Source organism: Streptomyces prunicolor NBRC 13075 (assembly GCF_000367365.1).
GTDB lineage: Bacteria > Actinomycetota > Actinomycetes > Streptomycetales > Streptomycetaceae > Streptomyces > Streptomyces prunicolor.
Genome location: NZ_BARF01000104.1, coordinates 39,018 through 65,969, shown reverse-complemented (window position 1 = coordinate 65,969; position 26,952 = coordinate 39,018). Strand labels below are relative to the sequence as shown.

Annotated in this window: 27 protein-coding genes; 22 read left to right on the top strand and 5 right to left on the bottom strand. The window is 69.4% G+C overall.

The genetic code is table 11. The features are described 5' to 3' along the window. Nucleotides 1-45 precede the first annotated feature (45 nt). The 11 genes from SPR02S_RS44015 (at nucleotide 46) to SPR02S_RS43965 (ending at nucleotide 13,007) form a co-directional block, all read left to right on the top strand. Nucleotides 46-1,554, top strand: coding sequence for an ABC transporter substrate-binding protein (locus SPR02S_RS44015; protein WP_019063431.1), 1,509 nt, complete (start codon nucleotides 46-48; stop codon nucleotides 1,552-1,554). Between the two features lie 40 nt (nucleotides 1,555-1,594). Further along, the gene (locus SPR02S_RS44010) at nucleotides 1,595-2,536 is read left to right on the top strand and encodes an ABC transporter permease (protein WP_019063430.1); all 942 of its coding nucleotides are present in this window, start codon (nucleotides 1,595-1,597) and stop codon (nucleotides 2,534-2,536) included. After that, nucleotides 2,533-4,308: a dipeptide/oligopeptide/nickel ABC transporter permease/ATP-binding protein gene (locus tag SPR02S_RS44005; protein WP_019063429.1), complete on the top strand. Its 1,776-nt coding sequence runs from the start codon at nucleotides 2,533-2,535 to the stop codon at nucleotides 4,306-4,308. The genes SPR02S_RS44010 and SPR02S_RS44005 overlap by 4 nt, the downstream gene beginning before the upstream one ends. Continuing rightward, complete coding sequence (locus tag SPR02S_RS44000; RefSeq protein ID WP_019063428.1) at nucleotides 4,305-5,162, top strand: ATP-binding cassette domain-containing protein; 858 nt, start codon at nucleotides 4,305-4,307, stop codon at nucleotides 5,160-5,162. Before SPR02S_RS44005 ends, SPR02S_RS44000 begins: the two co-directional genes overlap by 4 nt. Beyond that, nucleotides 5,159-5,605 (top strand): nuclear transport factor 2 family protein, encoded by a 447-nt coding sequence (locus tag SPR02S_RS43995; RefSeq protein WP_019063427.1) that lies wholly within the window; start codon nucleotides 5,159-5,161, stop codon nucleotides 5,603-5,605. The genes SPR02S_RS44000 and SPR02S_RS43995 overlap by 4 nt, the downstream gene beginning before the upstream one ends. Then, nucleotides 5,602-5,874 (top strand): hypothetical protein, encoded by a 273-nt coding sequence (locus tag SPR02S_RS43990; protein ID WP_019063426.1) that lies wholly within the window; start codon nucleotides 5,602-5,604, stop codon nucleotides 5,872-5,874. Before SPR02S_RS43995 ends, SPR02S_RS43990 begins: the two co-directional genes overlap by 4 nt. A gap of 1 nt (nucleotide 5,875) precedes the next feature. Next, entirely contained in the window at nucleotides 5,876-6,493 is a 618-nt protein-coding gene (locus SPR02S_RS43985; RefSeq protein WP_019063425.1) for a response regulator transcription factor, read from the top strand. Nucleotides 6,494-6,511: 18 nt separating this feature from the next. Then, entirely contained in the window at nucleotides 6,512-7,957 is a 1,446-nt protein-coding gene (locus SPR02S_RS43980; protein ID WP_019063424.1) for an ATP-binding protein, read from the top strand. After that, the gene (locus tag SPR02S_RS43975) at nucleotides 7,950-10,505 is read left to right on the top strand and encodes a glycoside hydrolase family 78 protein (protein WP_019063423.1); all 2,556 of its coding nucleotides are present in this window, start codon (nucleotides 7,950-7,952) and stop codon (nucleotides 10,503-10,505) included. Before SPR02S_RS43980 ends, SPR02S_RS43975 begins: the two co-directional genes overlap by 8 nt. Further along, nucleotides 10,502-11,722 carry a metal-dependent hydrolase family protein gene (locus tag SPR02S_RS43970; RefSeq protein WP_019063422.1) on the top strand — a complete coding sequence of 407 codons (1,221 nt, stop codon included), beginning with the start codon at nucleotides 10,502-10,504 and terminating at the stop codon, nucleotides 11,720-11,722. The genes SPR02S_RS43975 and SPR02S_RS43970 overlap by 4 nt, the downstream gene beginning before the upstream one ends. A 79-nt stretch (nucleotides 11,723-11,801) precedes the next feature. Beyond that, nucleotides 11,802-13,007: a lactonase family protein gene (locus SPR02S_RS43965; RefSeq protein ID WP_078623173.1), complete on the top strand. Its 1,206-nt coding sequence runs from the start codon at nucleotides 11,802-11,804 to the stop codon at nucleotides 13,005-13,007. Between the two features lie 108 nt (nucleotides 13,008-13,115). Here the strand turns inward: SPR02S_RS43965 and SPR02S_RS43960 are convergent, their stop codons facing one another. Further along, the gene (locus SPR02S_RS43960; protein WP_019063420.1) at nucleotides 13,116-13,661 is read right to left on the bottom strand and encodes an ATP/GTP-binding protein; all 546 of its coding nucleotides are present in this window, start codon (nucleotides 13,659-13,661) and stop codon (nucleotides 13,116-13,118) included. An 89-nt stretch (nucleotides 13,662-13,750) separates the two neighbouring features. Beyond that, nucleotides 13,751-14,269, bottom strand: a complete 519-nt coding sequence (locus SPR02S_RS57665) for an MmyB family transcriptional regulator (RefSeq protein ID WP_019063419.1) — start codon at nucleotides 14,267-14,269, stop codon at nucleotides 13,751-13,753. Between the two features lie 89 nt (nucleotides 14,270-14,358). Here SPR02S_RS57665 and SPR02S_RS43950 point away from each other — a divergent pair, with 89 nt between their 5' ends. Continuing rightward, entirely contained in the window at nucleotides 14,359-14,652 is a 294-nt protein-coding gene (locus tag SPR02S_RS43950) for a carboxymuconolactone decarboxylase family protein (RefSeq protein WP_019063418.1), read from the top strand. Between the two features lie 24 nt (nucleotides 14,653-14,676). Here SPR02S_RS43950 and aroQ read toward each other — a convergent pair whose 3' ends face one another. Continuing rightward, nucleotides 14,677-15,144: a type II 3-dehydroquinate dehydratase gene (gene aroQ, locus SPR02S_RS43945; protein ID WP_019063417.1), complete on the bottom strand. Its 468-nt coding sequence runs from the start codon at nucleotides 15,142-15,144 to the stop codon at nucleotides 14,677-14,679. Nucleotides 15,145-15,259: 115 nt separating this feature from the next. On the opposite strand from aroQ, the gene SPR02S_RS43940 reads away from it, so the two are divergent. The 7 genes from SPR02S_RS43940 (at nucleotide 15,260) to SPR02S_RS57660 (ending at nucleotide 20,361) form a co-directional block, all read left to right on the top strand. Continuing rightward, on the top strand, nucleotides 15,260-16,045 hold the full coding sequence (locus SPR02S_RS43940; protein ID WP_052347146.1) for an IclR family transcriptional regulator: 786 nt from the start codon (nucleotides 15,260-15,262) through the stop codon (nucleotides 16,043-16,045). Between the two features lie 245 nt (nucleotides 16,046-16,290). Further along, the gene (locus SPR02S_RS43935; protein ID WP_019063415.1) at nucleotides 16,291-17,100 is read left to right on the top strand and encodes a 2-keto-4-pentenoate hydratase; all 810 of its coding nucleotides are present in this window, start codon (nucleotides 16,291-16,293) and stop codon (nucleotides 17,098-17,100) included. Nucleotides 17,101-17,197: 97 nt separating this feature from the next. Continuing rightward, nucleotides 17,198-17,980 (top strand): 2-keto-4-pentenoate hydratase, encoded by a 783-nt coding sequence (locus SPR02S_RS43925; RefSeq protein WP_019063413.1) that lies wholly within the window; start codon nucleotides 17,198-17,200, stop codon nucleotides 17,978-17,980. A 1-nt stretch (nucleotide 17,981) separates the two neighbouring features. After that, entirely contained in the window at nucleotides 17,982-18,194 is a 213-nt protein-coding gene (locus tag SPR02S_RS43920; RefSeq protein ID WP_019063412.1) for a tautomerase family protein, read from the top strand. Then, entirely contained in the window at nucleotides 18,184-18,591 is a 408-nt protein-coding gene (locus SPR02S_RS43915; protein ID WP_019063411.1) for a carboxymuconolactone decarboxylase family protein, read from the top strand. The genes SPR02S_RS43920 and SPR02S_RS43915 overlap by 11 nt, the downstream gene beginning before the upstream one ends. Then, on the top strand, nucleotides 18,584-19,534 hold the full coding sequence (locus SPR02S_RS43910) for a VOC family protein (protein WP_019063410.1): 951 nt from the start codon (nucleotides 18,584-18,586) through the stop codon (nucleotides 19,532-19,534). The genes SPR02S_RS43915 and SPR02S_RS43910 overlap by 8 nt, the downstream gene beginning before the upstream one ends. After that, nucleotides 19,531-20,361 carry a sugar phosphate isomerase/epimerase family protein gene (locus SPR02S_RS57660; RefSeq protein WP_019063409.1) on the top strand — a complete coding sequence of 277 codons (831 nt, stop codon included), beginning with the start codon at nucleotides 19,531-19,533 and terminating at the stop codon, nucleotides 20,359-20,361. The genes SPR02S_RS43910 and SPR02S_RS57660 overlap by 4 nt, the downstream gene beginning before the upstream one ends. A gap of 66 nt (nucleotides 20,362-20,427) precedes the next feature. On the opposite strand, the gene SPR02S_RS57655 is transcribed toward SPR02S_RS57660, so the two are convergent. Then, nucleotides 20,428-21,903 carry a carboxylesterase/lipase family protein gene (locus SPR02S_RS57655; RefSeq protein ID WP_019063408.1) on the bottom strand — a complete coding sequence of 492 codons (1,476 nt, stop codon included), beginning with the start codon at nucleotides 21,901-21,903 and terminating at the stop codon, nucleotides 20,428-20,430. 331 nt (nucleotides 21,904-22,234) lie between these two features. On the opposite strand from SPR02S_RS57655, the gene SPR02S_RS43895 reads away from it, so the two are divergent. The 3 genes from SPR02S_RS43895 (at nucleotide 22,235) to SPR02S_RS43885 (ending at nucleotide 25,305) form a co-directional block, all read left to right on the top strand. After that, complete coding sequence (locus SPR02S_RS43895; protein WP_019063407.1) at nucleotides 22,235-23,605, top strand: MFS transporter; 1,371 nt, start codon at nucleotides 22,235-22,237, stop codon at nucleotides 23,603-23,605. Between the two features lie 99 nt (nucleotides 23,606-23,704). Continuing rightward, entirely contained in the window at nucleotides 23,705-24,601 is an 897-nt protein-coding gene (locus SPR02S_RS43890) for a shikimate dehydrogenase (protein WP_019063406.1), read from the top strand. Between the two features lie 8 nt (nucleotides 24,602-24,609). Continuing rightward, the gene (locus SPR02S_RS43885) at nucleotides 24,610-25,305 is read left to right on the top strand and encodes a TetR/AcrR family transcriptional regulator (protein WP_019063405.1); all 696 of its coding nucleotides are present in this window, start codon (nucleotides 24,610-24,612) and stop codon (nucleotides 25,303-25,305) included. 43 nt (nucleotides 25,306-25,348) lie between these two features. On the opposite strand, the gene SPR02S_RS43880 is transcribed toward SPR02S_RS43885, so the two are convergent. Further along, a complete protein-coding gene (locus SPR02S_RS43880; protein ID WP_174447599.1) occupies nucleotides 25,349-26,812 on the bottom strand; it encodes an alginate lyase family protein in 1,464 nt (487 codons plus the stop codon). Nucleotides 26,813-26,952 lie beyond the last annotated feature (140 nt).

Sequence of the window (26,952 nt, the reverse complement as noted above, 5' to 3'; positions counted from 1 at the left end):
ACGGGGAGCCGAGGAGACAGTGGTAATGGAACAGATGGAGAGATCATGCGCAAGACAGCGGCGTTCATCGGCGCCGGATTCCTGACCATCACGACCGCGGCCTGTGGCGGCGGCGCCTCGACCGGTGCCGCCGACAAGACGCTGACCATCTCCGAGTCGGTCACGGCCACGCCGTGGGACCTCGCGAAGGCCAGCATGGGCCCCGAGGCCCAGTACTATCAGCCGGTCTACGACACGCTGATCCGGCTGAACACGAAGAACGAGCCCACCCCGAACCTGGCCACTTCGTGGACGTACGACAAGGCCGAGACCACCCTGACGCTGAAGCTGCGCAGCGGTGTGAAGTTCACCGACGGCACGGCGCTCGACGCACAGGCCGTCAAACAGAACCTCCTGCACACCAAGAGCGGCACGGGCACGGCAGCCGGCGAGATCCAGGACATCGCGAGCGTGGACGCCACGGACGCCCAGACCGTCGTCATCAAGCTGAGCCACCCCACCGCCGCCCTGCTCCCCGCCCTGGGCCAGGTCTCCGGCATGATCGCCAGCCCCAAGTCGCTCACCAACCCGAAGGCTCCCGTCGGCTCCGGCCCGTACCGGCTGGACGCCTCGGCGACCACGGCCGGGCAGACGTACACCTACACACGCACCTCGGGCTACTGGAACGCCAAGGCCTTCCCGTACGACAAGATCGTCATCAAGTATCTGGCCGACCCGACGGCACGTACCAACGCCCTGCTCACGGGCCAGCTCGACGGTGCCTCGCTCAGCCTCAGCAAGGTCAAGACCGTCAAGGGCCGCGGTCTGAACGTCATCACTTACCAACCCGGCGACATCGAGGGCCTGTTCATCTGGGACCGGGCCGGCAAGATCGTCCCCGCGCTCGGCAAGCTGAAGGTCCGGCAGGCGCTCAACTACGCCTTCGACAAGCAAGCCATCATCAAGACCGCTAAGACCGGACTCGGTGAGCCCACCACGCAGCTGTTCGCCCCGTGGGAGGAGGGCTACGACGCCTCGCTGAACTCGACGTACTCCTACGACCCGGCGAAGGCCAAGAAGCTCCTCGCCGAGGCCGGCTACCCGAACGGTTTCTCGGTCACCATGCCGGACCTGTCCGCTCTCTTCCCGCAGGAGCAGGAGGCCCTCACCCAGTCCCTCAAGAACATCGGGATCAAGGTGAAGCTGGACAACCTGCCGAGCGACCAGATCTTCAGCGGCATGCTCTCCGGCAAGTACGCCCTGTCCTACTTCAAACTGGGCGCCCCGACGTCGTGGGACAAGGTCCAGCTGGAGCTGACCAAGAACGCGACCTGGAACCCGCTCAAGTACGACGACCCCAAGGCCGACGCCCTGATCACCCAGATCTCGAAGGCATCCGGGACCGAGCGCACCGCACTGCTCAAGAAGCTCAACACCTACGTCGTGGACCAGGCGTGGGACGCTCCGTGGACCCCGACGGTGAACGCCTACGGGACCGCCAAGGACGTGAAGGTGACACCGCAGCCCGGCATCAACTTCCCGCCGATCTACAACTTCGCGCCCGCCAAGAGCTAGCGGCAAGGCCGCTGCGACCCCGCGGAAGGAGGAACTGACCGTGCTTGTCTTCTTGCTCCGGCGCATCGCCGCCGGTGTCGTCCTGGTGGTCGTCGTGGCCACCGCGACGTTCCTGCTGCTCAGCCTGACCGGCACCGATGTGGCCCGCAACATCCTCGGCGAGTCCGCCTCGCCGGCCCAGGTGTCCGCCAAGGCCCATGAACTCGGCCTCGACCAACCCCTGGTGGTCAGGTACGGGCACTGGATCGACCGGGCCGTGCACGGCGATCTGGGCCAGTCCTGGTTCACCGGCGACTCGGTGAACCAGTCCCTGGCGAACACCCTTCCGATCACGCTCTCCATCGTCCTCGTCGGCATGCTGATCGCCCTGGTCCTCAGCATCGTCCTGGGGACCGTGGCAGCGCTGCGCGGCGGCTGGGTGGACCGCGTCGTCCAGTTCGCCGCGGTACTCGGCACCGCGATCCCCAGTTTCCTGATCGCCCTGGTCCTCGCGGTCGTCATGGCGGTCCAGCTCGGACTGCTGCCGGCCACGGGGTATGTCGCCCTCGGCACGTCCCCCTCGGGATGGCTCCAATCGGTCATCCTGCCCGCCGTGGCCCTGGCGGTCGCGGCCACGGCGGCCACGGCGATGCAGGTGCGGGGAGCACTGATCGACGTCCTGCGGGCCGACTTCGTCCGCACCCTGCGCAGCCGCGGACTCAACACACGCAGCGTCGTGTACCGGCACGCCCTGCGGAACGCCGCCCCACCCGCCCTGACCGTGCTCGCCCTCCAGTTCATCGGCCTGATCGGCGGCGCGGTCGTCGTGGAGAAGGTGTTCGGACTGCCGGGCATCGGCACCCTCGCCAACTCGGCGGCCGTCCGCGGAGACTCGCCCGTCCTGCTCGGCACGGTCGTGGTGACCGTCACCGTCGTCGTCGCCGTCAACCTGCTGCTGGACATCGCGTACGGCTGGCTCAACCCGAAGGTGCGTGTCTCATGACCGTCCCGGAGACCGCCGCGATCCCCAAACGGGACCGCCTCCTGCGCCGGACCCTGCGCGACCCGGTGGCCGTCGCCTGCCTCGTGATCCTGGCCCTGGTGATCCTCGCGAGCCTGGCCGCGCCGCTGCTCACCGACTACGCACCGGACCACAGCGTCCTCTCGGACACCCTCGCACCTGTGTCGGGCGCCCACCCGCTCGGCGGCGACGGCGTCGGCCGGGACGTGCTGTCACGGCTCCTCTACGGCGGCCGGACCAGCCTGCTCGGCGGCACGCTCGCGGCCCTGGTCGCCTTCCTGGTCGGCGGGCCGCTCGGCCTGGTCAGCGGCTTCTACCGGGGCTGGTTCGACGCGGCCGCCGGCTGGATCATCAACGTGATCATGGCCGTGCCCGCCATCATCGTGATGCTGGTGGTGATGGCGGCCCTCTCCCAGGACCTCAACGTCGCGATGATCGTCCTGGGCGTCATCATGGCGCCGATGGTCTTCCGCCTGATCCGCGCCTCGGTGGTCTCGGTCCGCGAGGAGCTGTACGTCGACGCCGCGCGGGTTTCCGGCCTCGGCGACCCCCGCATCATGCGGCGGCACATCCTGCCGGTGGTCGTCGCGCCCTCGGTCATCCAGGCGACGCAGCTGTTCGCGGTGGCGATCGGCATCCAGGCCGGGCTGTCCTTCCTCGGTCTGGGAAAGGCGTCCCAGGCCAGCTGGGGCGCGATGCTCAACGACGGCTTCACCAACGTCTACACCGAACCGACGCTGCTGGTGTGGCCGGGCCTCGCGATGGCCGTGACCATCCTGGCGGCCAGCCTGCTCGGCAACGCGGTGCGCGACGCGCTGGGGACCACCGAGACCCGGGTGGTCCGCCGTCGGCGGCCGGGACCCAGGAAGACCGCTGCCGGGGGGCCGTCGCCGTCCGATCGCCTGCTCACCGTGGAGGGCCTCCGCATCAGCTACCCGAAACCCGGCCGTTCCGGTGGCTCCGACGGCTCCGACGGCGACAAGATCGTCGTCGACGGAGTCAGCCTGACCGTGGAGCGCGGTGAAGTACTGGGCCTGGTGGGGGAGTCCGGCTCCGGCAAGAGCCAGACGGCGTTCGCCGTGCTCGGACTGCTGCCGAACGAGGCCGAGGTGACGGCGGATCAGATGTCCTTCACCGGCAAGGAGTTGCTCGGTGTGAGCCAGGCCGCGCTCAACGCCCTGCGCGGCCGCGGGATCGGATACGTACCGCAGGAGCCCATGTCCAACCTCGACCCCTGCTTCCGTATCGGCTCCCAGCTCGTCGAACCCATGCGCAAGCACCTGGGGATCTCCAGGAGCGAAGCCCGCACCAAGGCGCTGGAGCTCCTGGCGCGCGTCGGCATCCCGGACCCGGAGCGGGTGTTCAAGTCGTACCCGCACCAGGTCTCGGGCGGCATGGCCCAGCGCGTACTGATCGCGGGCGCAGTGTCGTGCGATCCGCACCTGCTCATCGCCGACGAGCCGACCACCGCACTCGACGTCACCGTCCAGGCCGAGGTGCTCGACCTCATGCGCTCCCTCCAACAGGAACGCGAGATGGGCATGATCCTCGTGACCCACGACTTCGGCGTCGTTGCCGACATCTGCGACCGGGTCGCCGTCATGCAGACCGGACGCATCGTCGAGACGGCACCCGTCGAGAAGATCTTCGCGTCACCCGAGCACGCGTACACGCGGATGCTCCTCGATTCCACGCTCGAAGGCGGCCCGGCGCGTGCCGCCCTGGGCGCCCCCTTGAAGGAGGTGACGTCATGACCGCCGGCCCCGCGGCCCCGACCCCGCTGCTCGAACTCGAAGACGTCGTCGTGGAGTACCCCGGCAAGGGCCGCCGCGCGAAGCCCTTCCGTGTCCTGCACGGAGTGTCCCTGTCGATCGCACCCGGCGAGACACTCGGCCTGGTCGGCGAGTCCGGCTCCGGCAAGACGACCCTGGGCCGGGCGGTCCTCGGCCTCGCCCCCGTCACCGGCGGCTCGATCCGCTACGCCGGAAAGCCGGTCTCGGGGCTCGGCAAACGGGAGCGGCGGGCGCTGAGCAAGGACGTCCAGGTCGTCTTCCAGGACCCGTTCACCTCGCTGAACCCGGCCATGACCGTCATGGACATCCTCACCGAACCGATGCTCGTGACCGGTGTCTCGCGCACCGACGCGGAACGCCGCGTCCAGACCCTGCTCGACCAGGTGTACCTCCCGCACGACGCGGCGCAGCGCCTGCCGCGCGAGTTCTCCGGTGGCCAGCGGCAACGCATCGCCATCGCACGCGCCCTGTGCCGGGACCCCAAGCTGATCGTGTGCGACGAGCCGGTCAGCGCCCTGGACCTGTCCACGCAGGCACGGGTGCTCGACCTGTTCATCGAGATCCAGGAGGCCACAGGGGTGGCGTATCTGTTCGTCACGCACGACCTCTCCGTCGTACGGCACATCAGCCACCGGGTGGCCGTGCTCTACCGCGGTGACATCGTGGAGACGGGCCACGCCGCCCAGGTCACCGAGCACCCCGAACACGCCTACACGAAACGGCTGTTGCTCGCCGCGCCCGTGCCCGATCCCCAGCGGCAGGCCCAACGCCGCGCGGAGCGGCTGCGGTTGGCGCGGGAACGGGACGCGTCATGAGCGAGGGGTCGAGCGAGAGGCTGGTCGTGGACACCCTGACCCGCTACCTCGCCCTGTGCGACGTTCCGGTGCGTACGGAAGGCGAGTTGGGGGACCTTTTCACCGAGGACGCGGTCTGGGAGGGCGGCGGCAGCGAGTACGCCGAGAAGTTCGGCCGCACCGAGGGCCGCGAGGCGATCGTCGAGATGCTGTCGGCCTACCTGCCGCCCACCCCTCACTTCCGTACGAACGTGCACCTGCTCCTCCCCGGCACGGTCGACGTCAAGGGCGTTACCGCCAAGGGGAGTTGGCCGATGCAGCAGCTCTCGTACTACGAGTCGGGCTTCTCCGAGATCATGGTCGCGAAGCTCGACGTGACCTTCCGGATCGGCCCGGATCACCCCCGCATCTCGGCCTTCCGCACGGAACGCCTGTTCAGTGCACCGTTGACGGGAGAGCGATGAGCGCGGACACCGAAGACCGGACCATGTTCCTGACCTGCTACGCGGACACCCACCACTACGGCTGGCACCACGTCGACCTGTTCGTGCACGACAGCGCCGGCCAGGAGGTCAACTGGGTCCACTGGCAGGTCGATCAGGACGGTCCCGACGGCGCCGACGCGGCGACCGCGCGGGTCGAACCCGCCCTGCGCCGCACCAGCGAGTGGAAGCGCGGCGTCAGTGCCGACGGCAGCGAGTACTGGATCGCCCAGGCCGCCTGGGGCGATTGAGATGTGCCTCGTCTACATCCTGGACGACGACGAGGAGTTGTGCACCTCGCTGGCCTGGCTCCTGGAGTCGGTGGGCATCCGCTCGCAGTGCTTCTCCGACGCCCGGGACTTCCTGCGCTCCTACGACCGGGACCGCCCCGCCTGCCTGGTCCTCGACGTGCGGATGCCGGAGATCAGTGGATTCGGCGTCCAGGAGATGCTGAACGAGGCGGGGGCGGCGCTGCCCGTCGTCTTCGTCTCGGCGCACGGCGACATCCGGATGTCGGTACGGGCCCTCCAGAACGGGGCCGTCGACTTCCTGGAGAAGCCGTACGACCCGCAGCACATGCTCGACGTCGTGCAGGCGGCCCAGCGGACGGCGCGGGAACGCTTCGACGAACTGGCCCAACGGCGCGATCTGCTACGGCAGTTGGAGAGCCTGACGCCCCGTGAACGCGAGGTGCTGCATCTGGTGGTGGACAGCGTGCCCAGCAAACAGATCGCCGGGCGGCTCGGCATCAGCACGAAGACCGTCGACGTACACCGCACCCGTATCCGGGAGAAGACCGGCGCGGAGAGCATCGCGACGCTGGTCCGTGACGTACTCCGGCTGGGACTGCGGCTCCCGGCCGCCCGATGAGAGCGAGGGCAAGGCCGCATGAATGATCTCGCACCGGCGGACTTCCGGTCCCTGGCACAGGCGTTGAAGTACTGCGTGCTGCTCCACGACGCGAGGACGTACGACATCCTCTGGGCGAACCAGGCGGCCTGCGACCTGCTGGAGTGGACCGTCGACGAACTGAAGCCGCTCAAGGCCCCCGACATGAGCAAGAACGCCCGTCAGTACAGCCGGGAGTTGGGGCACCGCTGGCTCGGGCAGGCGGTCGCGGACGGGGTCAGCGCCACCGAGTGGTGCTACCGCTCCAAGAGCGGCGAAGAGTTCCTGACCGAGGCCATCGCGATCCGCGTGGACCTGCCCTCCCGCCCCGTCGTGATGGTCCAGTTCCGCGACATCGCCGAGGAGAAGGCCGTCCGCCGCGATCTGTTCCGCACCGAGGGCCGACTGCGCACCTTCCTCGGCAACCTGGCCGAAGGCATCGTCGTCCTCGACGACGACGGCGCTGTGGTCTTCGCGAGCGAGTCCGCCGCCAAGCTGCTCGGCGTCGACCAACCGGCCCTGCACGGCGCCGACTTCGCGGACTACTGCCGCGACGGCGCCGTCCCCGAGCGCGAGGGCCGTTACCGCCTCGGCGCTCCCGGCGGCGAAGCCCGCTGGTACGCGGCCACCTGCCAGCACATCGACATCGAGAGCGATCTGCGCGGCCGGCTCGTCCTCTTCTACGACATCACCGACCGGGTGCGCGCGGAGGAGGAACACCGCCGGGACACCCAGCACTTGAACCATCTCGCCCGCTACAACGCCATGGGCGACATGGCGATGGCGATCGCGCACGAGGTGAGCCAGCCGCTCGCCGCCGCCTACAACTTCGTCGAGGGAGCCCGCGGCCGGCTCGCCGCCGGCGACGAGTCCGTCGCCTGGGGGCTGGACAACGCCGTACGGCAGATCGAGCGGGCCCGGCGGATCCTGGGCAGTCTGCGGCAGTACGTGGGCCGCCTGGAACAGTCCGAGCAGCTGACCGACCTCAACTCGATCGTCGAGGACTGCGCCTACTTCATCGACGTCAGGGCTCAACAGCACGCCGTGGACGTCGAGTTCGACCTCACCGACGCGCCCCTCCCGGTGCGCTGCGAGAACGTCCTCATCGGGCAGGTCGTCATGAACCTCGCCTTCAACGCCCTTGAGGAGATGGCCAGTTGGCCGCCGGGGGAGCGCAAGGTCGAACTCACCACGCGACGGACAGCGGACGGAAACGCCGAACTCGCCGTCCGCGACCACGGCCGGGGCCTGCCCGCCGACCTTCCCGGCGACCGGATCTTCGACGGCGTCTTCACCGCGAAGGAGAACGGCAGCGGCATCGGCCTGGCCCTGAGCCACCGCATCATCACCCGTCACGGCGGCCATATCCACGCGGCCGGGAACCAGCCACAGGGAGCGGTCTTCCGCTTCACCCTCCCTCTCATCCCGGAGGAGGATCATGCCTGACCAGGACATCCACGTGACGGGACTACGGGCCGAGCACCACACGGAACCGCTCGGAATCGGAGAGCCCCGCCCCCGGCTGACCTGGCAGACCGTCACCACCCGTACGGGCTGGACCCAGTCGGCGTACGAGATCCGACTCACCGACGGTGAGCGGGAGTTGTACACGGCCCGCCGCCTGTCCGCGGACTCCGTCCTGGTGCCCTGGCCCGGCGACGCCCTGCGCTCGCGGCAGCAAGCCGACGTGTCCGTACGGGTATGGGGGCCGAGAGGCGGGGGCCCGAGCCCGTGGTCCGCGCCGCTGACCGTCGAGGCCGGCCTGCTCGAACCGGCCGACTGGCAGGCCCACTTCGTGTCCCCGGCCTGGCCCGAAGCCACCGACGGACAGGCCCCGCCCCCCGTCCTGCGCGGCATCTTCCAACTGCGCGCGCCCGTTGTGTCCGCCCGCCTCTACGCCACCAGCCACGGCCTGTACGAGGCCGAGATCAACGGCGTACGTGTCGGCGACCACGTGCTGGCCCCCGGCTGGACCCACTACACCGAGCGGCTGCGCCACCAGACGTACGACATCACCCAAGTACTGGAGACAGGGACCAACACGGTCGGCGCGCTGCTGGCCGACGGCTGGTTCCGCGGCCGGATCGGCTTCGGCGGCGGACGCCGCAACATCTACGGAGACCGGCTGGCCGCCCTCTTCCAGATCGAGGTCCGCTACACCGACGGCACCACCGAAACCTTCGGCAGCGACTCGGAATGGCAGGCCGCGCACGGCCCGATCCTCAGCTCCGGGATCTACGAGGGCGAGGAGTACGACGCGCGCCGCGCACCGGCCGAGTGGAGTCCGGTCGAGGTCCTGCCGTACGACTTGGCACCGCTGGTCGCCCCGAACGGTCCGCCCGTACGCCGTATCGAAACGGTGGCTCCCGTCACCGTCCTCACCTCACCGTCCGGCCGTACGATCCTCGACTTCGGCCAGAACCTCGTCGGCCGCCTCCGTATCCGGGTCACCGGCGAGGCCGGACGGACCGTCACCCTGCGCCACGCCGAAGTGCTGGAGGACGGCGAACTCGCCGTGCGCCCGCTGCGCGAGGCCCGTGCCATGGACACGTACACCCTGCGGGGCGATGCGGGCGGCGAGGAGTGGGAGCCGCGCTTCACCTTCCACGGCTTCCGCTACGCCGAAGTCACCGGCTGGCCGGGAGACATCGGCGACGGCGACGTCCAGGCCGTCGTCCTGCACACCGACATGCGCCGCACCGGCTGGTTCACCTGCTCCGACCCCCTGCTCAACCGCCTGCACGAGAACGTGGTGTGGGGCATGCGAGGCAACTTCGTCGACATCCCCACCGACTGCCCGCAGCGCGACGAACGCCTCGGCTGGACAGGCGACGTACAGATCTTCGCCCCCACCGCGACCTTCCTCTACGACTGCTCCGGCCTCCTGCGCTCCTGGCTGACCGACCTCGCCGCCCAGCAGTACCCGGACGGCCGGGTCCCGATGTACGTGCCCTTCTTCCCCGACCGCTTCCCCGAACTGCGCGCCGCCGCCTGGGGCGACGCGGCGGTCATCGTGCCCTGGGTGATGCATGAGCGCTACGGCGACCTCGGCATCCTCGCCGACCAGTACGACAGCATGAAGGCCTGGGTCGACGGCATCACCGCCGTGACCGATGACCGGCACCTGTGGAACACCGACCGCCAACTCGGCGACTGGCTCGACCCCACCGCCCCGCCGGACCGCCCCGGCGACGCCCGCACCGACAAACAGTTGGTCGCCACCGCCTACTACGCCCACTCGGCCTCCCTGCTCGGCCGCACCGCCCAACTCCTGGGAAGGGAGGACGACTTCGCGCACTACACGAAGCTGGCCGAGACGGTGCGGGCCGCCTTCCGTGACGAGTACGTCACCCCGGACGGCCTTCTGACGAACGACGCCCAGACCGCGTACGCCCTCGCCCTGCGCTTCGGCCTGCTCGCCGATGAGCATCGGGCCCAGGCGGGACGCCGGCTCGCCGAACTCGTCCGCGAGGGCGACTTCCACATCGGTACCGGCTTCGTCGGTACGCCGTTGATCTGCGACGCGCTGTGTGACGCGGGGGAGTACGACACGGCGTACCGGCTGCTGCTGACGAAGACGTGCCCGTCGTGGCTCTACCCGGTCACGATGGGCGCGACCACCGTCTGGGAACGCTGGGACAGCATGCTGCCGGACGGCACGGTCAACCCCGGCGAGATGACCTCCTTCAACCACTACGCCCTCGGCGCGGTCGCCGACTGGCTGCACCGCACCGTCGCCGGGCTGGCCCCCGCCGCCCCCGGCTACCGCCACCTGCTGATCCGACCCCGCCCCGGTGGCGGACTCACCCACGCCTCCGCCACACACGAAACGCCGTACGGCCGCGCCGCCGTGTCCTGGACCCGCACCGACGGAGTGCTGCGCGTGACGGTCACGGTCCCGCCCGGCACCACCGCGCTGATCGACCTGCCGGGCATGACGGAGCGCCCCGAGGTTGGCTCCGGCGAACACCGCTTCCTCACGGAGATGCCATGAACACCCGTTACCAGCACGCGACTTTGATCGACGGCACCGGAGCCGCACCCATTGCGGACGCGGTCCTCGTCGTGGACGACACCGGTCTCATCGCCTATGCGGGACCGGCGGCCACCGCGCCCCCGACACCGACGGCGGTAACAGTGGACCTGCGCGGACGCACCCTGCTCCCCGGCTTCTTCGACTGTCATACGCACCTGTGCATGACCCCGGGGCGAGGGCTCACCGCAGGCCTGACCGTCGACCCGACCGTGGAGACCTTCGCGATCGCGCGGCGACTTCGCACCACCCTCGACGCGGGTGTCACGACCCTGCGCGACCTTGGCGGCCTGCCCGCGGGCTATCGCACCGCCGTCGAACGGGGTCTCGTCGAAGGCCCCCGGCTCCAGACCGCCGTCAAGGTCATCGGCCACACCGGTGGCCACGCCGACTGCTCGCTGCCCAGTGGGGTGAACGCCGCCCCGCATCTGACCGAGATGGCCGACACCCCCGACGAGGTACGGCTCGCGGCCCGGCGCATGCTGCGCGACGGCGCGGACCTCATCAAGGTCTGCGCCACCGGCGGCATGGGCAGCCCGCACGACGACCCCGACGACGAGGGGCTGACTCTCGGCGAGTTGAAAGCAGTTGTCGACGAGGCCCGACGGCATCGCGGTAAGACGGTCGCAGCGCACGCCCAGGGCACGGCGGGCATCCGCAACGCCCTCCGGGCCGGTGTCACCAGCATCGAGCACGGATACGGGATGACCGACGAACTGTGCGATCTGGCCCTGGAGTTGGGAGCTGTCCTCGTCCCCACCCTCGCCACGGTCTTCGCCCCGCTCGACCAGGCGGTCATGGCCGACTACCACTTCCGCAAGAAGAGCCGCTGGGCCGGCATCACCAAGGAGAACATCGCGCACGCCATCGCCCGTGGCGTCCCGATCGCGCTCGGCACGGACGCCGGTGTCGTCGAACACGGCCGAAACCTTTGCGAGTTGTCGCACCTGGTGGAACTCGGCATGGACCCACTTGCCGCGATCACCGCAGGCACGCTCACCGCGGCCCGACTCCTCGGCGTCGACGACCGACTGGGCTCCCTGGAGGCGGGCAAGACCGCGGACTTCGTGGCGGTCGACCAAGACCCTCTGCGTGACATCGGCAGCCTCGGCCGGCCGGAGAACGTCGTACTGGTCGCCCAGGGAGGAGAGCTGCGGAAGGACCTTACGAGACTCTGACGCAGCGTCCGAACGCCTTCATACATCGCTGCACAGTGGCAACTCTGGTCCCACACACCCCGGGCCAGAGGAGCCGCACATGAGCAGGCACAACAAACGCAGGTCGAAGCTGCAGAAGAGGCTGACCGTCTTAGGGGGAGGGGCGGTGGCCGTCGCGGCGGCCGCGGTCATGGTCAACGGTGCCTCCGCGGCGCAGGTTCCACCCACCCAGCACTCCGCCTCGAAGGCCGATCACGCCGTCTTCGTCCAGGGCAACGAACTGGCCGGGAACACCATCCGCGTCTTCCGCCGGGGCGACGACGGGAAGTTGACCGCCGCGGGGAAGTACGCGACCGGCGGCAAGGGCGGCGACCAGACCGACGCGCCCACCGACTCGCTCGCCTCGCAGGGGTCGCTCGTCTACGACCACCGTTCCGGCCGGCTCCTGGCGGTCAACGCGGGCAGCGGCACCCTGACGTCCTTCGCCGTACACGGCCAGAAACTGACGGATCGTCAAACAGTCTCCACGGGAGGCGACTTCCCGTCCGCCGTCACGGTCTCGGGGGATCTCGCCTACGTCATGAACGCGGGCGGCGCGGGAAGCGTCCAAGGCTTCCGGATCACCTCCAAGGGGCTGAAACCGCTGAGCGGTTCGAACCGAAGTCTGGCGCTGAAGAACGAGAAGGTGCCGCTGTTCAGCAGTTCGCCGGGGCAGGTCGCGTTCACACCGGACGGCCGCGACCTGGTCGTCACCACCAAGTCGGCGAACACCATCGAGGTCTTCCCCGTGGGGAAGGACGGCCGCCCGGTGGACAAGCCGGTCGTGAACAAGTCGGTGGGCATGGTGCCGTTCGCCATCGCCTTCGACAAGTCCGGGCGCATGCTGGTCGCCGAGGCCGCCAATTCCACCGTCAGCACCTACAAGGTGCGCCACGACGGCGAGTTGAAGACCGTACAGGCGTCCTTGCCGAACGGGCAGATGGTCCTGTGCTGGCTGGAGCGGGCCGGTGACTTCTTCTACGGCGGCAACACGGGCAACTCCACCGTCAGCGGCTACCGCCAGGACGCACACGGCCGACTCGCCCTGACCAACGAGGCGGGCATCGCCGCCGCGCCGTCCGGAATGTCGCAGGGCGTCATCGACCTCGCCGTCGCCGCCGACAAGTTCGTCTACGTCCAGAACGCGACCTCCGGCACCGTCGACGGCTTCCGGGTCGGGCGCACCGGCGCCCTCACCAAGATCACGACGATCACAGGACTGCCCGCCTTCGCCGCCTCCGGCATGGAGGGCATCGCCGCGGTGTAAGAAAGCGGCCATCGCGGCGGAACGTCCCGGGCACGCGACAAGCGCGCCCGGGACGTCGCGCATGGGGCAGTCGTGTTCCCCGCGCGGATCGAGCATGACGGGCGTTTCTCACGAGGCAGGGCGTGAGATCACTGAGCTGACCGCGGCAACACGGTGGGCCAGGTCGCCGGCCGGGATGTCGATGAGGTCGTAGCCGAACGAACGGTAGCTCTGTTCATGGATCTTCTCGAACACCAGCGACTCCTGGAAGCCGATCCGTCGCGCCGCGGTGGGCTCGCAGAACCCCAGATTGCGGACGAAGAGCACCTGGCGCTCGTAGATTCCCTCGGAGGCGATCCGTTCGAGCTCCGCAGTCAGTGACCGGGGCACTGGCCACCCGAGGTAGGTTGCGAGCGCGTGGGTGCAGATCGGCGACCGGTCGAACACTTGGACAGGGCCTGCGGCGAGGGCCGCCAACTGTCGCCGGTGCTGCAGAACGACGATCTCGTCGAGAAATGACGCCCGTGTCCATGGCTCGTCCTCGCCCCGGGCCTGCGCTTGCGCGATCACCGCTGTCGCCGCCTCCTCGACGACCCCGTAGCCGAGATCGCCCAGACCCCGCAGGATCGATGTCTTGCCGGCACCCGGGGTGCCGGTCAGAACGTACCGTCGCATGATCGCAAGCCTTTCGTGTGTGTCGGGGCAAGCGGACCCTCGAACGGCTTACGTGCCGGAGACACCGGGGTGTGTCGTGGTGACGCACGTCAAAGGAGTCGGTCGCCCAGAACGGAGGGGAATTGGAGTCTCTCGTAGCTCTCGCTGCCCGGGGTGGCGGTGAGGACAGTCAGGATCTGCGACTGGTCGGGATCTATCAGGCTCTGTCCGTGCAGCTCCATGAGACCGACTCGGGGATGCTCTATCAGCTTGGGGGCGCAGTACGGGCCCAGGACGGGGTGCCGGCGCCGCATGTCGGCGAACTCCTCGCTCTTTTTGAGCAAGGTCTCCACGAGGCCGGTGACGCGGGGGTCGTCGGGATTGCGGGTGTGGGTCGCGAGGAGCTGGGCGGTGACGGTACGGCCGTGCTGGGCATGATCGTCGGCCGGGAAGCGCTGCCGTTCGGCGGGGTCGGTGAACCAGCGGTAGGCCAGGGAGCGGGCCATGCCGGTGTGCAGGGTCTGGTCGCCGACGAGGAGTGTGGAGAGGCGGTTCTGCGCGAGTGTCTCGCCCAGATGGTTGATGATCTGGGCCGGACTGTCGTCCATGCGTTGGAAGATGCGCTGCATCCCGGGGTTGATGTGGTCGGTGCGTGAGACGCGCTTGGGAGTGTCGTAGCCGCCCAGCCGGAAGAGATGGTCGCGTTCGTCCAGCCGGCGTGGACGACGCGACCCGCGAACTGATCAAGAACCGGGACCATACGAACCCGGCACTGTCGAAGCATGACCGTGCGGTGATCCGGTTCGCTGCCGAGGTCGTCGCGGGACCCCGGGTGTCCGATGAAGTGTTCGCCGCGGCAGGCGAGTTCCTCTCCGCCCGCGAACTCGTCGAGCTACTTCATCTCTGCGGCTACTACTGGACCTTCAGCCGTCTCTGCACTGTCCTGGACGTGCAACTCACCCAGATGTACGCACAGTTGCAAGGAGCGGACGGCTGGACGAGCGAATCCTGAGCGCAGTCTCGCCCGAGGCGTGAGTCAGCCGAGGAGAAGATGCGCGACGTGCAGCGCGGCCAGGACATAGCCGTGTGTTCCCGCGCCGACGATCACGGCGTCGGCAACAGCCGAGATGTAGGAGTGGTGCCGGAATTCCTCGCGCCTGTGCACGTTGGTGATGTGGAGCTCGACGGTCGGCAGAGCGACGGCGGCGATCGCGTCCCGGAGTGCGACCGAGGTGTGCGTGAACGCGGCGGGGTTGATGACGATCGCGCCGCATTCGGTGCGCGCGGCATGAATCGCGTCCACCAGCACGCCTTCGTGGTTGCTCTGTACGAAGCGCGCGGCCAGACCGTGGGCGGACAAGGTCTTGGCCACGGTCTCCTCGACCTCGCGCAGCGTCGTGGAACCGTACTTGTCGGGCTCCCGCACGCCGAGCAGATTGAGGTTGGGGCCGTTGAGGAACAGGACGGTCCGTCCGGGGTCGTTCTCGGTGATGGCGTCGGGCATGTGCGGCTCCTTCATCGGTACGGGTGTGTGGGCCGGGTGGGCAGGGGCGTTCGCGCACCCGCGCCGACTGGGCCGGCGCTTGCACGCCGTCCCGTCCGCCGGTCATGCTTCACCGATGTGTCCCGCTGAACGGAACATCCCTGACTCCGGTGTCGCGCGGGTCGCCGCCGTGCTCGGGGCCTTCGACGCGCTGCATGCCGTGCTTCGGGTGTCGGAGATCGCCCGCCGGGCCGGGCTGCCGAAGTCCACGACCTCCCGCCTGGTGCGCGACCTCGTCGGCTACGGGTTCCTGGAGCGCGACGAGAACGACAGCGCGCTCCTGCATATGGGAACGCGCCTCTTCGAGTACGGAGAACTGGCCTCCCGGCATCGCAATCTGCGCGCGATCGCCCTGCCGTACATGGCCGATCTGCGCGAGGCGACCCGGCAGACGGTGCACCTTGCCGTGCTGGACGGCACCGAGGTCGTCTACGTCGAGATCCTGCGGAGCAAGGACGCGCCGCGGATGGGGTCGAGGGTGGGCGGCCGACTGCCCGCGCACGCCGCGGCCGTGGGAAAGGTACTGCTCGCCTTCGGCGACGCGGATGCCGTCGAAGCGGTCTGTGCTCATGGGCTCGCACCGGTGGGCCCGCGCACCATCACCGCCCCCGGTCTGTTCCGGCGCGAGCTGGAACGGATCCGGGGCGCGGGAGTCGCGTACGAGAACGAGGAGACCGGCCCCGGGGTGGGGTGTGTCGCGACCGTGATCCTCGGGGCCGACGGCCGGGCCGTCGCGGCGATGTCCATCTCGGGCTGGAGCGGGAGGCTGAACCTGCGCCGGGTGGGCCCCGCCGTGCGCACGGCGGGGCTGGCCGTGAGCCGTGAGCTGCGGGGCCCGAGCCCCTCCATGGGGGACAGCTGAGCAGGCTCCTATGGGATGTCGGGGGATGACATTCCCTTCGTAGCGTCCGGTCCGTGGGATGCCATGTCACGGGAGGACTGTCCTCCCCTGACCAGGGGTGGGCAAGCCCGGTGATCCGCTGAGCGGAACATGTGCAGGCGAAGTCGGTCGATCTTGTTCCGCTCAGCGGATCAGTGGGTTGCCGGGTGGGACCTGGCGCAACATGCTGCGAGGAGATCGACCATCACCTGAGGAAAGAGCCGCAGATGGACAAAGCGACGCACGTCGTGGTCGCGAAGGAACTGCTCGCCGCGCGGCACACCCGAGAGCCGATCGACCCGGTCGGCCGGTCCCATTCCGGGCTGACGGTCGATGACGCCTACGCGATCCAGCTCGAGCAGGTCCGCACCTGGACCGAGGACGGGCAGCGGGTCCAGGGCCACAAGGTCGGGCTCACCTCGGCGGCCATGCAACGCCAACTCGGCGTCGACCAGCCCGACTACGGGCATCTGATGGAGTCCATGTTCCATCTGGAGGGCCTGCCGATCGGACTGGACGAGTTCATCAGCCCCAAGATCGAACCGGAGATCGCCTTCGTGCTCAAGCGGCCGCTGACCGGCCCGGGGGTGAACACCGCGCAGGCGCTGTCGGCGGTCGACTACGTCCTGCCGGCCCTGGAGATCATCGACTCCCGCATCCGGGACTGGAGGATCGGCCTGATCGACACGGTCGCGGACAACGCGTCGGCGGGCGGCGTGGTCCTCGGCAGCCGCCCTGTCCCGGTGGACGCGGTCGACCTGCGGCTGTCCGGCTGCGTACTGACCCGACGCGGCGAGATCGTCGGCACCGGAGCGGGCGGCGCCGTGCTCGGTTCGCCCCTCAACGCCCTGGTGTGGCTGGCCAACACGGTGGGCCGGCTCGGCGTCACCCTGGAGCCGGGGCATGTCATCCTGCCCGGCTCGGTCTGTGCCGCTGTACCCGTCGCCGGTGGAGATTCGGTCACCGCGACCTTCGGTGGGTTGGGCACCGTCACCGCACGATTCGCCCACGTACAAGGACAGGGGGAGGACACATGACCGCCACCGCCGCCATCGGCGGCGGCCGGAAAGACATGATCATCGACGTGGCGATCCACCTCTCCACCCGCGCCACGACCTTGGAAGGCGTACCCGCATGAGCGACTGGACCATCGACCGCGCCGTCACGGAGCTGCTCGACCGCGAGACCGACCGCAGGGACGGCGGCCGGATCACCGACGAATGGCCCGGCCTCGACCTGCCGACGGCGTACGAAGTGCAGGACGCGCTGCTGCAACGCAAGGTCGCCGACGGCGAGAAGCTCGTCGGCGTCAAGCTCGGGCTCACCTCGCGCGCCAAGCAACAGCGGATGGGCATCGACTCCCCGCTCACCGCCTGGCTCACCGACGCGATGGTGCTCCCGGAAGGCGTCCCGGTCCCGATGGGTGAACTCATCCACCCGCGCATCGAGCCGGAGATCGTCTTCATCATGGGGGAGCGGTTGGAGGGCCCCGGAGTTACCGCCGCGACCGCGCTCGCCGCAGTCCGCAGTGTGCACGCGGGCTTCGAGGTCATCGACAGCCGCTTCACCGACTTCAAGTTCACCCTCCCCGACGTGGTCGCCGACAATGCCTCGTCCTCCCGCTTTGTCGTCAGCGGCACCGGCCTGCCGCCCGAGGGTCTCGACCTCGCGCTGGAGGCCTGCCTGCTCGGCATCGACGGTGAGATCACCGACTCCGCGACCGGCGCCGCCGTACAGGGCCACCCCGCCGAAGCGCTCGCGCTGGCGGCCAACTCCCTCGGCGCGCGCGGCATCGCCATCGAGCCCGGCTGGATCGTGCTCACCGGCGGCCTCACCGACGCCGTCTTCGTCGAGCCCGGACGGGAGATCAGTGCCGAGTTCACCCACCTCGGAACGCTGCGGGTGGTCGGGGCCTGACATGCCACTCGTAGAGATCAGCGTCGTCGCGGGGCGCCCCCCGGAGAAGATCCGCGACCTCATCCACCAGGTGCACGCCGCCGTACGGGACTCCCTGGACGCGCCCGACGCGGCCATCCGGGTCCTCGTGCGCGAGATCCCGCCGGAGCACTGGGCGGCGGGCGACATCACCAAGGCCGAACAGGCCGAACAGGAGGCATCCTATGAGCGATGAGCGCCCCGAGAGCATCGACGACTTCCGGGCGACGTACGAACGGATGCTGGGCTTCGTACCGCCGCGCGTGGCCTCCCGTTTCGAGGCGTCCGAGAAGGACAACCCGGAACTGCTGCTGGCGCAGGAGCGACTGCGCAACATGGTCATGTATCCGGAGACGCTGGACCAGAAGACCGTCCAGCTGGTGCTGTTCGGCATCCTGCACGCCAAGCTCAGCGACGCCGCCAAGCTGCACGGCCTCGCCGCGCTACGGGCCGGCGCCAGTTGGGACGAACTGCGCGCTGTGATCGACCTGGCGTTCCTGTTCACCGGATTCTCCGCGATCAACCGCGGCCCCCAGGTGCTGGCCGACATCGCGGAGCTGGAGATGAAGGCGAAGGAGAACGAGCGTGACTGAGCCGCTGTACGAACTCGCCCATCTCGGCCATGCCGAGCTGCTGACCCCCGTGTACGACGAGAGCCTGGCCTTCTTCACCGAGGTCTACGGCCTCGACCTGGTGCACGAGTCCGGTGGCAGCGCCTATCTGCGCGCCTGGGGCGACCACGACCTGACGACCCTGAAGCTGACCGCCGCCGACCGGGCCGGGCTCGGCCATGTCGCCTGGCGCGCGGTGAGTCCGCAGGCCCTGGAACGCCGGGTCGCCGCCCTGGAGGAGCGCGGCGCCGACGGTGAGTGGATCGACGGGGACTTCGGGCACGGCAAGGCGTACTCCTTCATCGCCCCGAGCGGCCAGCGCATGGAGCTCTACTACGAGACCGAGAAGTACCGCGCACCGGCGGGCAAGGCCTCGTACCTGCCCAACCAACCCCAGTCCTCCGTCACCCGGGGCGTCGGCGCGGCACGCATCGACCACATCAACGTCCTCGCGGACGACGTGCCGGGTACGCGCGCGTTCATGTGCGACGCCCTGGGCTTCAAGCTCCGCGAACACCTCATCCCGCCCGGCCAGCCCGAGGTCGGCGCCTGGCTCAGCCTGATGAACAAGGCCCACGACCTCGCCATCACCCGCGAACCGGCCCCCGGCGTCACCGGGCGGCTGCACCACCTCGCCTACGCCGTCGAGAACCGCGAGGACGTGCTCCGCGCCGCCGACATCTTCTGCGAGCTGGGCGTCGAGATCGAGTTCGGCCCGGCGAAGCACTCGCGCACCCAGGGCTTCTTCCTCTACGTCCTGGAGCCGGGCGGCAACCGCATCGAGGTGTTCTCCGGCGGCTTCCACATCTTCGCCCCCGACTGGGAGCCGGTCACCTGGACCACGGAGGGCCAGGGCCGCTCCACCGCCTGGGGCCTGGATGTGCCCGCGAGTTTCCACTCCCACGCCACCCCGGTGCTGCCATGACACGGGAACTGACCGCGAGCTTCGTGACCCTGTCCGGCGCGGGGTTCGCGCAACCCGCCCGAGTGCCGTTCGCGGAGCGCTGCCGCGCGGCTGCCGCCGCCGGCTTCACCGGCATCGGCCTGCACACCGACGACCACCGGCAGATGCTGGCCGCAGGGGCGAGCGACGAGTCCCTGCGTGCGGTGCTCGGCACGCACGGACTCGCCCTGCGGGAGATCGAGTTCCTGAGCGGCTGGGCCGCGGCCTCCGGCGACGGTGCGAATGACGCCGTTGCCGTGCTCGGTCATGCCTTCCGGCCGCATCACGTCACGGCGGGTGAGTTCGGCGCGGACGAACTCGACATCGAGGCCGCGGGCGCCCGGCTCCGTACGATCTGCGACGACGTCGCCGCGTACGGGCTGCGCGTCGCGGTCGAGGCCTTCCCCTGGTCCGGCCTGAAGGACGTGGCCACCGCCCGCGCGGTGGTGGAGGCCTCCGGTGCCCCCAACGCCGGGCTGATGATCGACGTCTGGCACTTCTACAACACCCGCTCCAGCCTGGCCGACCTCGACGGCCTGCCGCCCGACCGGATCGTGGCCGTCCAGCTCAACGACGGCCGTGTCGTGGACGGCGATTTCCTCACCGAGGCACGTCAGGGGCGTCTGCTGCCCGGTGACGGTGAACTGGACGTCCAGGGACTGCTGTTGGGCCTGCACGAGCGTGGTTTTCGTGGGCCGTACTGCATCGAGGTCAACTACCCCGGCTACCGGGACCTCCCGGTCGACGAGATGGCGGGGCTGGCTTTCACCGCGGCGTCCAAAGCTCTGGAGGCTCTTCCCACACACTGAACCCGGCACGGCCACCCGCGCGGTCAAGCCCCGTCCGGTTCGGGGCCGGGCCGCTCTCTCCCGTCGTCAGGGGGCGCCGTCCTCCGGCAGGTTGGCCCACAGGAGACGGCGTTCGCGGCGGGGGTCGTGGGCGATCCGGGGAAGGTCGTCGAAGATCATCGTGGCGCGGTCCTGCGGTTCGTAGCGGGGCCAGTCGGGGGCGCCGGTGTGCAGGAAGGCACGTACGGCCCGGTGCAGAGTCGCCGTGACGGCGAGGTCGGCCGGGCGCATGGGTGGGGCGGGCGGCAGACCGGCCAGGTTGTTGAAGGCGGGCGGGTGGGCCCAGAGACAGCGGTTGTCGGCACCGTGGGTCGCACCGAGGCGGTCGTACGGGGGCATGCCGGGCACGTGGTCGAAGCGGCTGAACCAGACCTGGCCGCCGGCGGCCTGCTGGGCCTCTGCCAGTCGGATCGCGGGGATCAGCCACATCGTGTCGTCCAGCAGGTCGAGGTGCGGGTCGCGGCCGGCCTCGGGGAGGGACGCGTACGCCTTCCCGAGCTCGGCCCAGCGCTGCTCGCCGAGGGCCGCCCGACCGGCCGTGTCCGTGCCGGCCAGGACCGGGGCGGCAGGGGGACCGAGGAAGATGTCCATCTCGTGGCTGACATGGCTGACCCAGACCGGGAGGTGCCGGGCCTCACCGCTCGCGACCGCGGCCAGCGGCGCCCTGGGCAATACGGTGCCGTCCACCACGGGGCAGAAGCCGTCGCCGCGCAGCACCTCGTCGCCCGCGCCGGTCACGACGTGCGCCGCGGCGTCCCGCAGAGCCCGGACCGGCACGTCGGTCAGCCGGTCCGCGGTCGTGTCCAGGGTCGTGAGCAGGCGGTCGACGACCTCGGCGTTCTGGTCCGGGGTGTGGACGTTGCGGGCTGCGCCGCTGAGCACCAGGGCCTGGTGGAACAGCCCACGGGCGGCCGGGACCGCCAACAGGGTGCTGGTGAGCATGCCGCCGGCCGATTGACCGGAGAGCGTCACCCGGCCGGGGTCGCCGCCGAACGAGGCGATGTTCCCGCGTACCCACTCCAGGCCCGCGACCAGGTCACCCAGCGCGGGATTGGAGGTGTCGGCGATACCGACGTGTTCCAGGTCCAGGAAACCGAGCGGGCCGAGCCGGTAGTTGGCGGTCACCACGACCGCGTCGCACACCTCGGCCAGCCACGCGCCGTCATAAAGACCGCCGCTGCCGTGCAGGAACGCGCCGCCGTGGATCCAGAACAACACCGGCCGGGGCGCGGCCGGTTCGGCCGGGGCCCAGACATTGAGGGTGAGGCAGTCCTCCTCACCCTCGACGCCCTGGGAGGTGGCCGACGTGAACTGGACCGCCTGCGGACCGTAGCGCGTGGCGTTCCGCACCGCTGCCCAGGGCTTGACAGGAGCGGGCGGTCTGAACCGCCGCTCTCCGGTGGGCGGCGCGGCGTAGGGGATGCCCTTCCAGGAGAGGACCGGGCAGCCCTCCGCGGCGCCTTCGACGGGCCCCGTCAGGGTCTCCACCTGCAGTCCCGGCATAAGCGCCCACCTCTTCGCGGCCGAGCAATGTACTCACTGGTTCGTTATATCTAGCGGCGAGAGGCCTCCGACGCAAGAGGTGGGTCGTGACAAATAAATTTCGGTCGGGTGTCTTGACGTGAGCCCACGAGCGACCTCAAAGTCCCCTATTAACTTCCCAGTACGTTAATTGGCTGGCATCCCCACCAGCCATCCGGCAAGTCCGCTCGACACGGCATCCCCGTAGGCGAGTTGTGGCCGTGACGTACGCCGCGCTCGTCCCCCCTCTGTCCCCGCTCACCCCGGCCGTTCCCGCAACGGGAGCACTCGCGGTACTCAATGAGGAGCACACGTGACCGCTCGTTCGCTCGATGACGCCTCGGAATCGAGGATTCCACCCAGTGGGCACCGAAAGGCGGCTCTCGCCGCCTGGATCGGGAGCGCCCTGGAGTACTACGACTTCTTCATCTACGGCAGCGCAGCCGCGCTGGTCTTTCCCAGGGTGTTCTTCGACCCGGACGACCCGGCCACCGCGACGCTGATCTCGATGGCGACCTTCGGTGTGGCCTACGCGGCCCGCCCCATCGGCGCCGTCTTCCTCGGGCACTTCGGGGACCGGATCGGCCGCAAGAAGATCATGATCCTCACGCTCTTCATGATGGGCCTCTCAACCCTCCTGATCGGCTGCCTGCCCACCTACGCCCAGGTCGGCACGCTGGCCCCGGTCCTGCTCGTGGTGCTGCGCTTCCTCCAGGGGCTGTCCGCCGCGGGTGAGCAGTCCAGCGCCAGTTCCCTGACGCTGGAACACGCGCCGGAGAACCAACGCGGCTACTTCACCAGCTTCACCCTCAACGGGACCCAGTTCGGCCTGATCATCTCCACCCTGGTCTTCATCCCGATCGCCTCCCTCCCGGAGCACCAACTCCTCACCTGGGGCTGGCGCATCCCGTTCCTGCTGAGCGCGCTCGTGACCGTGACCGCGTACTTCATCCGGCGCAACCTGCAGGAGGCACCGGCCTTCGAGGAGATCTCGGAGCGCGCCGAGGTGCACAAACTGCCGGTGGTCGAACTCCTCCGGGACCACTGGGCCGACATGCTGCGGGTGGCTTCGGCGGCGCTCATCGCGTCGGTGAGCACGATCGGCGGGGTCTGGGTGCTGTCCTACTCCACCGGCGCCGTCGGCCTCGACCGCACCACCATGCTGTGGGTCAGCGTCTTCGCCAACCTGGTGGCCCTGATCGCGCTCCCGCTGTGGGCCAAACTCTCCGACCGTATCGGCCGCAAGCCCGTCTTCCTCATCGGCTCCATCGGCAGCGCCGTCATGATCTTCGTCTACCTGGGGGCGGTGTCCTCGAAGAGCTACCCGCTGATCTTCCTGGCCGGCGCCGCCACCATGGGCCTGGTGTACAGCGCCTCCAACGGCATCTGGCCCGCGCTCTACGCCGAGATGTTCAGCACCCGGGTCCGCCTGTCGGGCATGGCCATCAGCACCCAGGTCGGCTTCGCCATCACCGGCTTCGCCGTCACCTACGCGGCACAGCTCTCCGGCTCCGACGGCAAGAACTGGGTCGCCGTCGGGATCCTCACCGCCTCGATGTGCGTGGTCAGTTCGATCGCCGTGCTCACCGCCCGCGAGACCTACAACGTGCCCACCGCCGAGCTCGGCATGAAGCCGGGCACGCGTCCGGCCCAGACCGCCGAGCGCGAGGCGGCGGCAGCCTGACCCTGTCCCCGTCCCCGCCGCGCCTGCGGCCGTCCGCCCCCGTACGGACGGCCGCAGGCGCCTCGACCGCCGATTGCCGGAAGGAACCCCGCGATCACCGTGACCTCCCCCACCGTGACCCCCTCCACCGTGAGTTCCTCCTTTCTCACCGGGCTGATCGGAGCCGGTATCGGCCCCTCGCTCAGCCCCGCCCTGCACGAACGGGAAGCGGACCGGCACGGTCTGCGCATGCTCTACCGCATCATCGACATCGACGAACTGGCGCTGCCGGCCACGGCCGTGGGTGAACTCCTGAGGTCCGCCCGCACCCTGGGGTTCGACGGTCTCAACATCACCCACCCCTGCAAACAACTCGTGATCGGGCACCTGGACGAACTCGCGCCGGAAGCGGCGGAGATCGGCGCCGTCAACACCGTCGTCTTCCGGGACGGGCGGACCATCGGGCACAACACCGACGGCACCGGCTTCGCCCAGTCCTTCGCACGCGGACTGCCCGACGTACCGACCGGTTCGGTCCTGCAACTCGGGGCGGGCGGGGCCGGTGCCGCCGTCGCCCACGCGTTGCTCACCGTCGGGGTCGACCGGCTCGTCCTCGTGGATGCCGACCAGACGCGTGCGGCGGCCCTCGCCGCCACTCTCCACCACATCTTCGGGCCCGGCAGGGTGAGCACCGCGCCGCTGCCGGACCTGGCGGCCGAGCTGGCCCGCGTCGACGGCCTGGTCCACGCCACCCCCACCGGTATGGCGGGCCACCCCGGGCTGCCGTTCCCCGCCGAGCTGCTGCACCCACGGCTGTGGGTGGCAGAGGTCGTGTACCGCCCGCTGGAGACCGAGCTGCTGCGCACGGCAAGCGCCCTCGGCTGCCGTACTCTCGACGGCGGCGGCATGGCTGTCTTCCAAGCCGCCGACGCGTTCCGGCTGTTCACCGGCTACGAGCCGCACACCGATCGTATGCTCGAAGACCTCGCCGACCTCGTCGGCAGTCCCACCCGGTGAGGAACCTCATGCCAGCATCCGTCCCCCCGCAGCCACTGACACTGACAGAGGGACAACCCGCTGCCAGACGTACCCGTGACGCCGCCAGGACCCAGGCCGAGATCCTCGAGGCCGCGACGGAGGAGTTCGCGCGCATCGGCTATTCAGGCGCCCGCATCGACGACATCGCCGACCGCACCCGGACCACCAAACGCATGATCTACTACTACTTCGGCAGCAAGGAGCAGCTGTTCACAGCTGTGCTGGAGCAGGCGTACGCCGGCATCCGGCACAGCGAACAGGAACTCGACGTCGAGCATCTCGACCCGAAGTCCGCGATCCGTCGGCTGGCCGATCTCACCTTCGACCACCACGAGGCACATCCGGACTTCATGCGTCTCGTGAGTATCGAGAACATCCACCAGGCCGAGCACATCGCCGCCTCGCCCAAACTGCGTTCGCTCAACGCCCCGGCGGTCGCCATCATCGACCGGATCCTCCGTGCGGGCCGCGAACAGGGCGTCTTCACCGCCGAGGTGGACGCCGTCGATCTGCACATGATGATCAGCGCGTTCTGCTGCTTCCGGATCACCAACCGGCACACCTTCGGTGCCCTCTTCGGGCGGGACCTCACCGCACCGGACCGCCGCGATCACTACCGGACCCTGCTGGGCGACATGGTCATCGCCTACCTCACGACCGGCGAACAGGCCGCCATCGGGTAGGGGGTCCACCCCAATGGTCGGCCAGTCACCCGTGCCGAGGCGTTCAGCTGGTGCCGCGGGTGCCCCTGCGGCGCAGGGCGATGAAGCCGCCCGCGATGGCGAGGACGCCGGTCGCGGCTGCGGCGGCGATGCCGCCCGCGCCGGTGGCGGCGAGATCCTCACCCCGGCCGCCCTGCGGCTGGGTCCCGCCGGCGGCGTCGGCGGCAGGGGTCGCGGTGGCAGCGGCGCCGGTGCCGGAAGAGGACGCCGTGTCGGACGTACTCGCGGACGGCGTCGGTGTGGTGGCCGAGACGATCGCCTTGTCCCTGGTGAAGGTCAGGGTGCCGAAGCCGAGGTGGTCGAGGCCGCCGCCGGTTCCGTAGTCACCGCCGCCGCCCTCGGGCCTGACCTTCGCCGCCATGGCGCTCACGTACGGCGCGTCGAGGCCGCGGCGGTTCACATAGTGGTTGTAGAGGCCCTCCCAGATCGGACGCACATCACCGCGGGCCCACGTGGACGCTTCCGTGAACGTCTCCCACCCCTCCCACGCACCGGGCGCGCCCTTGTGCCAGGTCCAGGAGGTGAAGGGGACGTCGTGGCCGAGGTTCCACTTGGCGGCGTACTCGACGCCCTTGAGCACGCGGCTGTCGTCGTAGCCGTACAGATCGATGCCCTGGTTCCACGCCATCTCGCAGATGGTGCCCAGCAGGCCCACGCTCAGCAGGGCGTGTCCCTGGTCGCGTCCGACCTCCACCATCTGCCCGAGGCCCCCGGGGTGGATGAAGGGGATGGCGTTCTTGATGGATCCCATGCCCTTGCCGGACTTGAAGTACGTGACGGCCTCGTCGACCTTGGCCCGGTCGTCGCAGAGGATGCCGACGGACAGCACGCACGCGACGCTCAACAGGTCCCAGCTGCTCCAGTAGTTGGAGTCGTAGGCGCCATTGTGTTTGGCGAGGAAGCTGCTGCTCATCGGGTAGAAGACGGCCAGCATCATCTTCTTGAACCGGGCCAGATCGAAGCCGTCGTAACCGCGCATGATCTCGGCGGCGTTCGCGAACTGGTAGCCGTGGATGCCCGCCGCGATGAACCGGTCGGCGCTGCCGTCGAGTGTGGTGAGCTTGGCCGACCAGGCGTTGAGGATGTCGCGGGCGGCGTCCGCGTGAGCCGTGTCGCCGGTGACCTTCCAGCGCAGCGCGTTCTGGTAGGCGGCGGCGATGTCGAAGGCGAGCGTGGTGACGTTGTCACCGGTGGCGCCGCGTATCACCGTCGCGAGCGGGGTCGCCTTCCAGGTGCTCCCCGAGCGTGGGTTCCCCGCCAGCTTGGCGTAGCCCGCCTTCCACAGGCCGGTGCCCGCCTTCACCTTGGCGGCCATACGGTCGAAGTCGGCCTGCGTGTGCAGCAGTCCGGGATGTACGAACGCGGTGCTCGCCGCGGCGGGAGTGGCTCCGGCACCGATGGCTGCTGCCCCGATGCCCGCCGCTCCGGCTGCTCCCGCCACCCGCAGCACGCTGCGCCGGCTCATCATCGGACTGCTGTTGTTGTGGCTCACTGACACTGATTGGCTCCTGTCGGATTCGGCCGTACGCAGCAGGAGACGTACGGGCGGATCGCGGATAACAGAAACCACGGAAAGAAATTTCGAACACCTCTGGCACACTGCCATCC

Coding starts and splice junctions, on each gene's coding strand:
- SPR02S_RS44015 (WP_019063431.1), top strand. CDS start 46: ATGCGCAAGACAGCGGCGTTCATCGGCGCCGGATTCCTGACCATCACG.
- SPR02S_RS44005 (WP_019063429.1), top strand. CDS start 2,533: ATGACCGTCCCGGAGACCGCCGCGATCCCCAAACGGGACCGCCTCCTG.
- SPR02S_RS44000 (WP_019063428.1), top strand. CDS start 4,305: ATGACCGCCGGCCCCGCGGCCCCGACCCCGCTGCTCGAACTCGAAGAC.
- SPR02S_RS43995 (WP_019063427.1), top strand. CDS start 5,159: ATGAGCGAGGGGTCGAGCGAGAGGCTGGTCGTGGACACCCTGACCCGC.
- SPR02S_RS43990 (WP_019063426.1), top strand. CDS start 5,602: ATGAGCGCGGACACCGAAGACCGGACCATGTTCCTGACCTGCTACGCG.
- SPR02S_RS43985 (WP_019063425.1), top strand. CDS start 5,876: ATGTGCCTCGTCTACATCCTGGACGACGACGAGGAGTTGTGCACCTCG.
- SPR02S_RS43980 (WP_019063424.1), top strand. CDS start 6,512: ATGAATGATCTCGCACCGGCGGACTTCCGGTCCCTGGCACAGGCGTTG.
- SPR02S_RS43975 (WP_019063423.1), top strand. CDS start 7,950: ATGCCTGACCAGGACATCCACGTGACGGGACTACGGGCCGAGCACCAC.
- SPR02S_RS43970 (WP_019063422.1), top strand. CDS start 10,502: ATGAACACCCGTTACCAGCACGCGACTTTGATCGACGGCACCGGAGCC.
- SPR02S_RS43965 (WP_078623173.1), top strand. CDS start 11,802: ATGAGCAGGCACAACAAACGCAGGTCGAAGCTGCAGAAGAGGCTGACC.
- SPR02S_RS43960 (WP_019063420.1), bottom strand. CDS start 13,661: ATGCGACGGTACGTTCTGACCGGCACCCCGGGTGCCGGCAAGACATCG.
- SPR02S_RS57665 (WP_019063419.1), bottom strand. CDS start 14,269: ATGCAGCGCATCTTCCAACGCATGGACGACAGTCCGGCCCAGATCATC.
- aroQ (WP_019063417.1), bottom strand. CDS start 15,144: ATGCCCGACGCCATCACCGAGAACGACCCCGGACGGACCGTCCTGTTC.
- SPR02S_RS43940 (WP_052347146.1), top strand. CDS start 15,260: ATGTGTCCCGCTGAACGGAACATCCCTGACTCCGGTGTCGCGCGGGTC.
- SPR02S_RS43935 (WP_019063415.1), top strand. CDS start 16,291: ATGGACAAAGCGACGCACGTCGTGGTCGCGAAGGAACTGCTCGCCGCG.
- SPR02S_RS43925 (WP_019063413.1), top strand. CDS start 17,198: ATGAGCGACTGGACCATCGACCGCGCCGTCACGGAGCTGCTCGACCGC.
- SPR02S_RS43920 (WP_019063412.1), top strand. CDS start 17,982: ATGCCACTCGTAGAGATCAGCGTCGTCGCGGGGCGCCCCCCGGAGAAG.
- SPR02S_RS43915 (WP_019063411.1), top strand. CDS start 18,184: ATGAGCGATGAGCGCCCCGAGAGCATCGACGACTTCCGGGCGACGTAC.
- SPR02S_RS57660 (WP_019063409.1), top strand. CDS start 19,531: ATGACACGGGAACTGACCGCGAGCTTCGTGACCCTGTCCGGCGCGGGG.
- SPR02S_RS57655 (WP_019063408.1), bottom strand. CDS start 21,903: ATGCCGGGACTGCAGGTGGAGACCCTGACGGGGCCCGTCGAAGGCGCC.
- SPR02S_RS43885 (WP_019063405.1), top strand. CDS start 24,610: ATGCCAGCATCCGTCCCCCCGCAGCCACTGACACTGACAGAGGGACAA.
- SPR02S_RS43880 (WP_174447599.1), bottom strand. CDS start 26,812: ATGATGAGCCGGCGCAGCGTGCTGCGGGTGGCGGGAGCAGCCGGAGCG.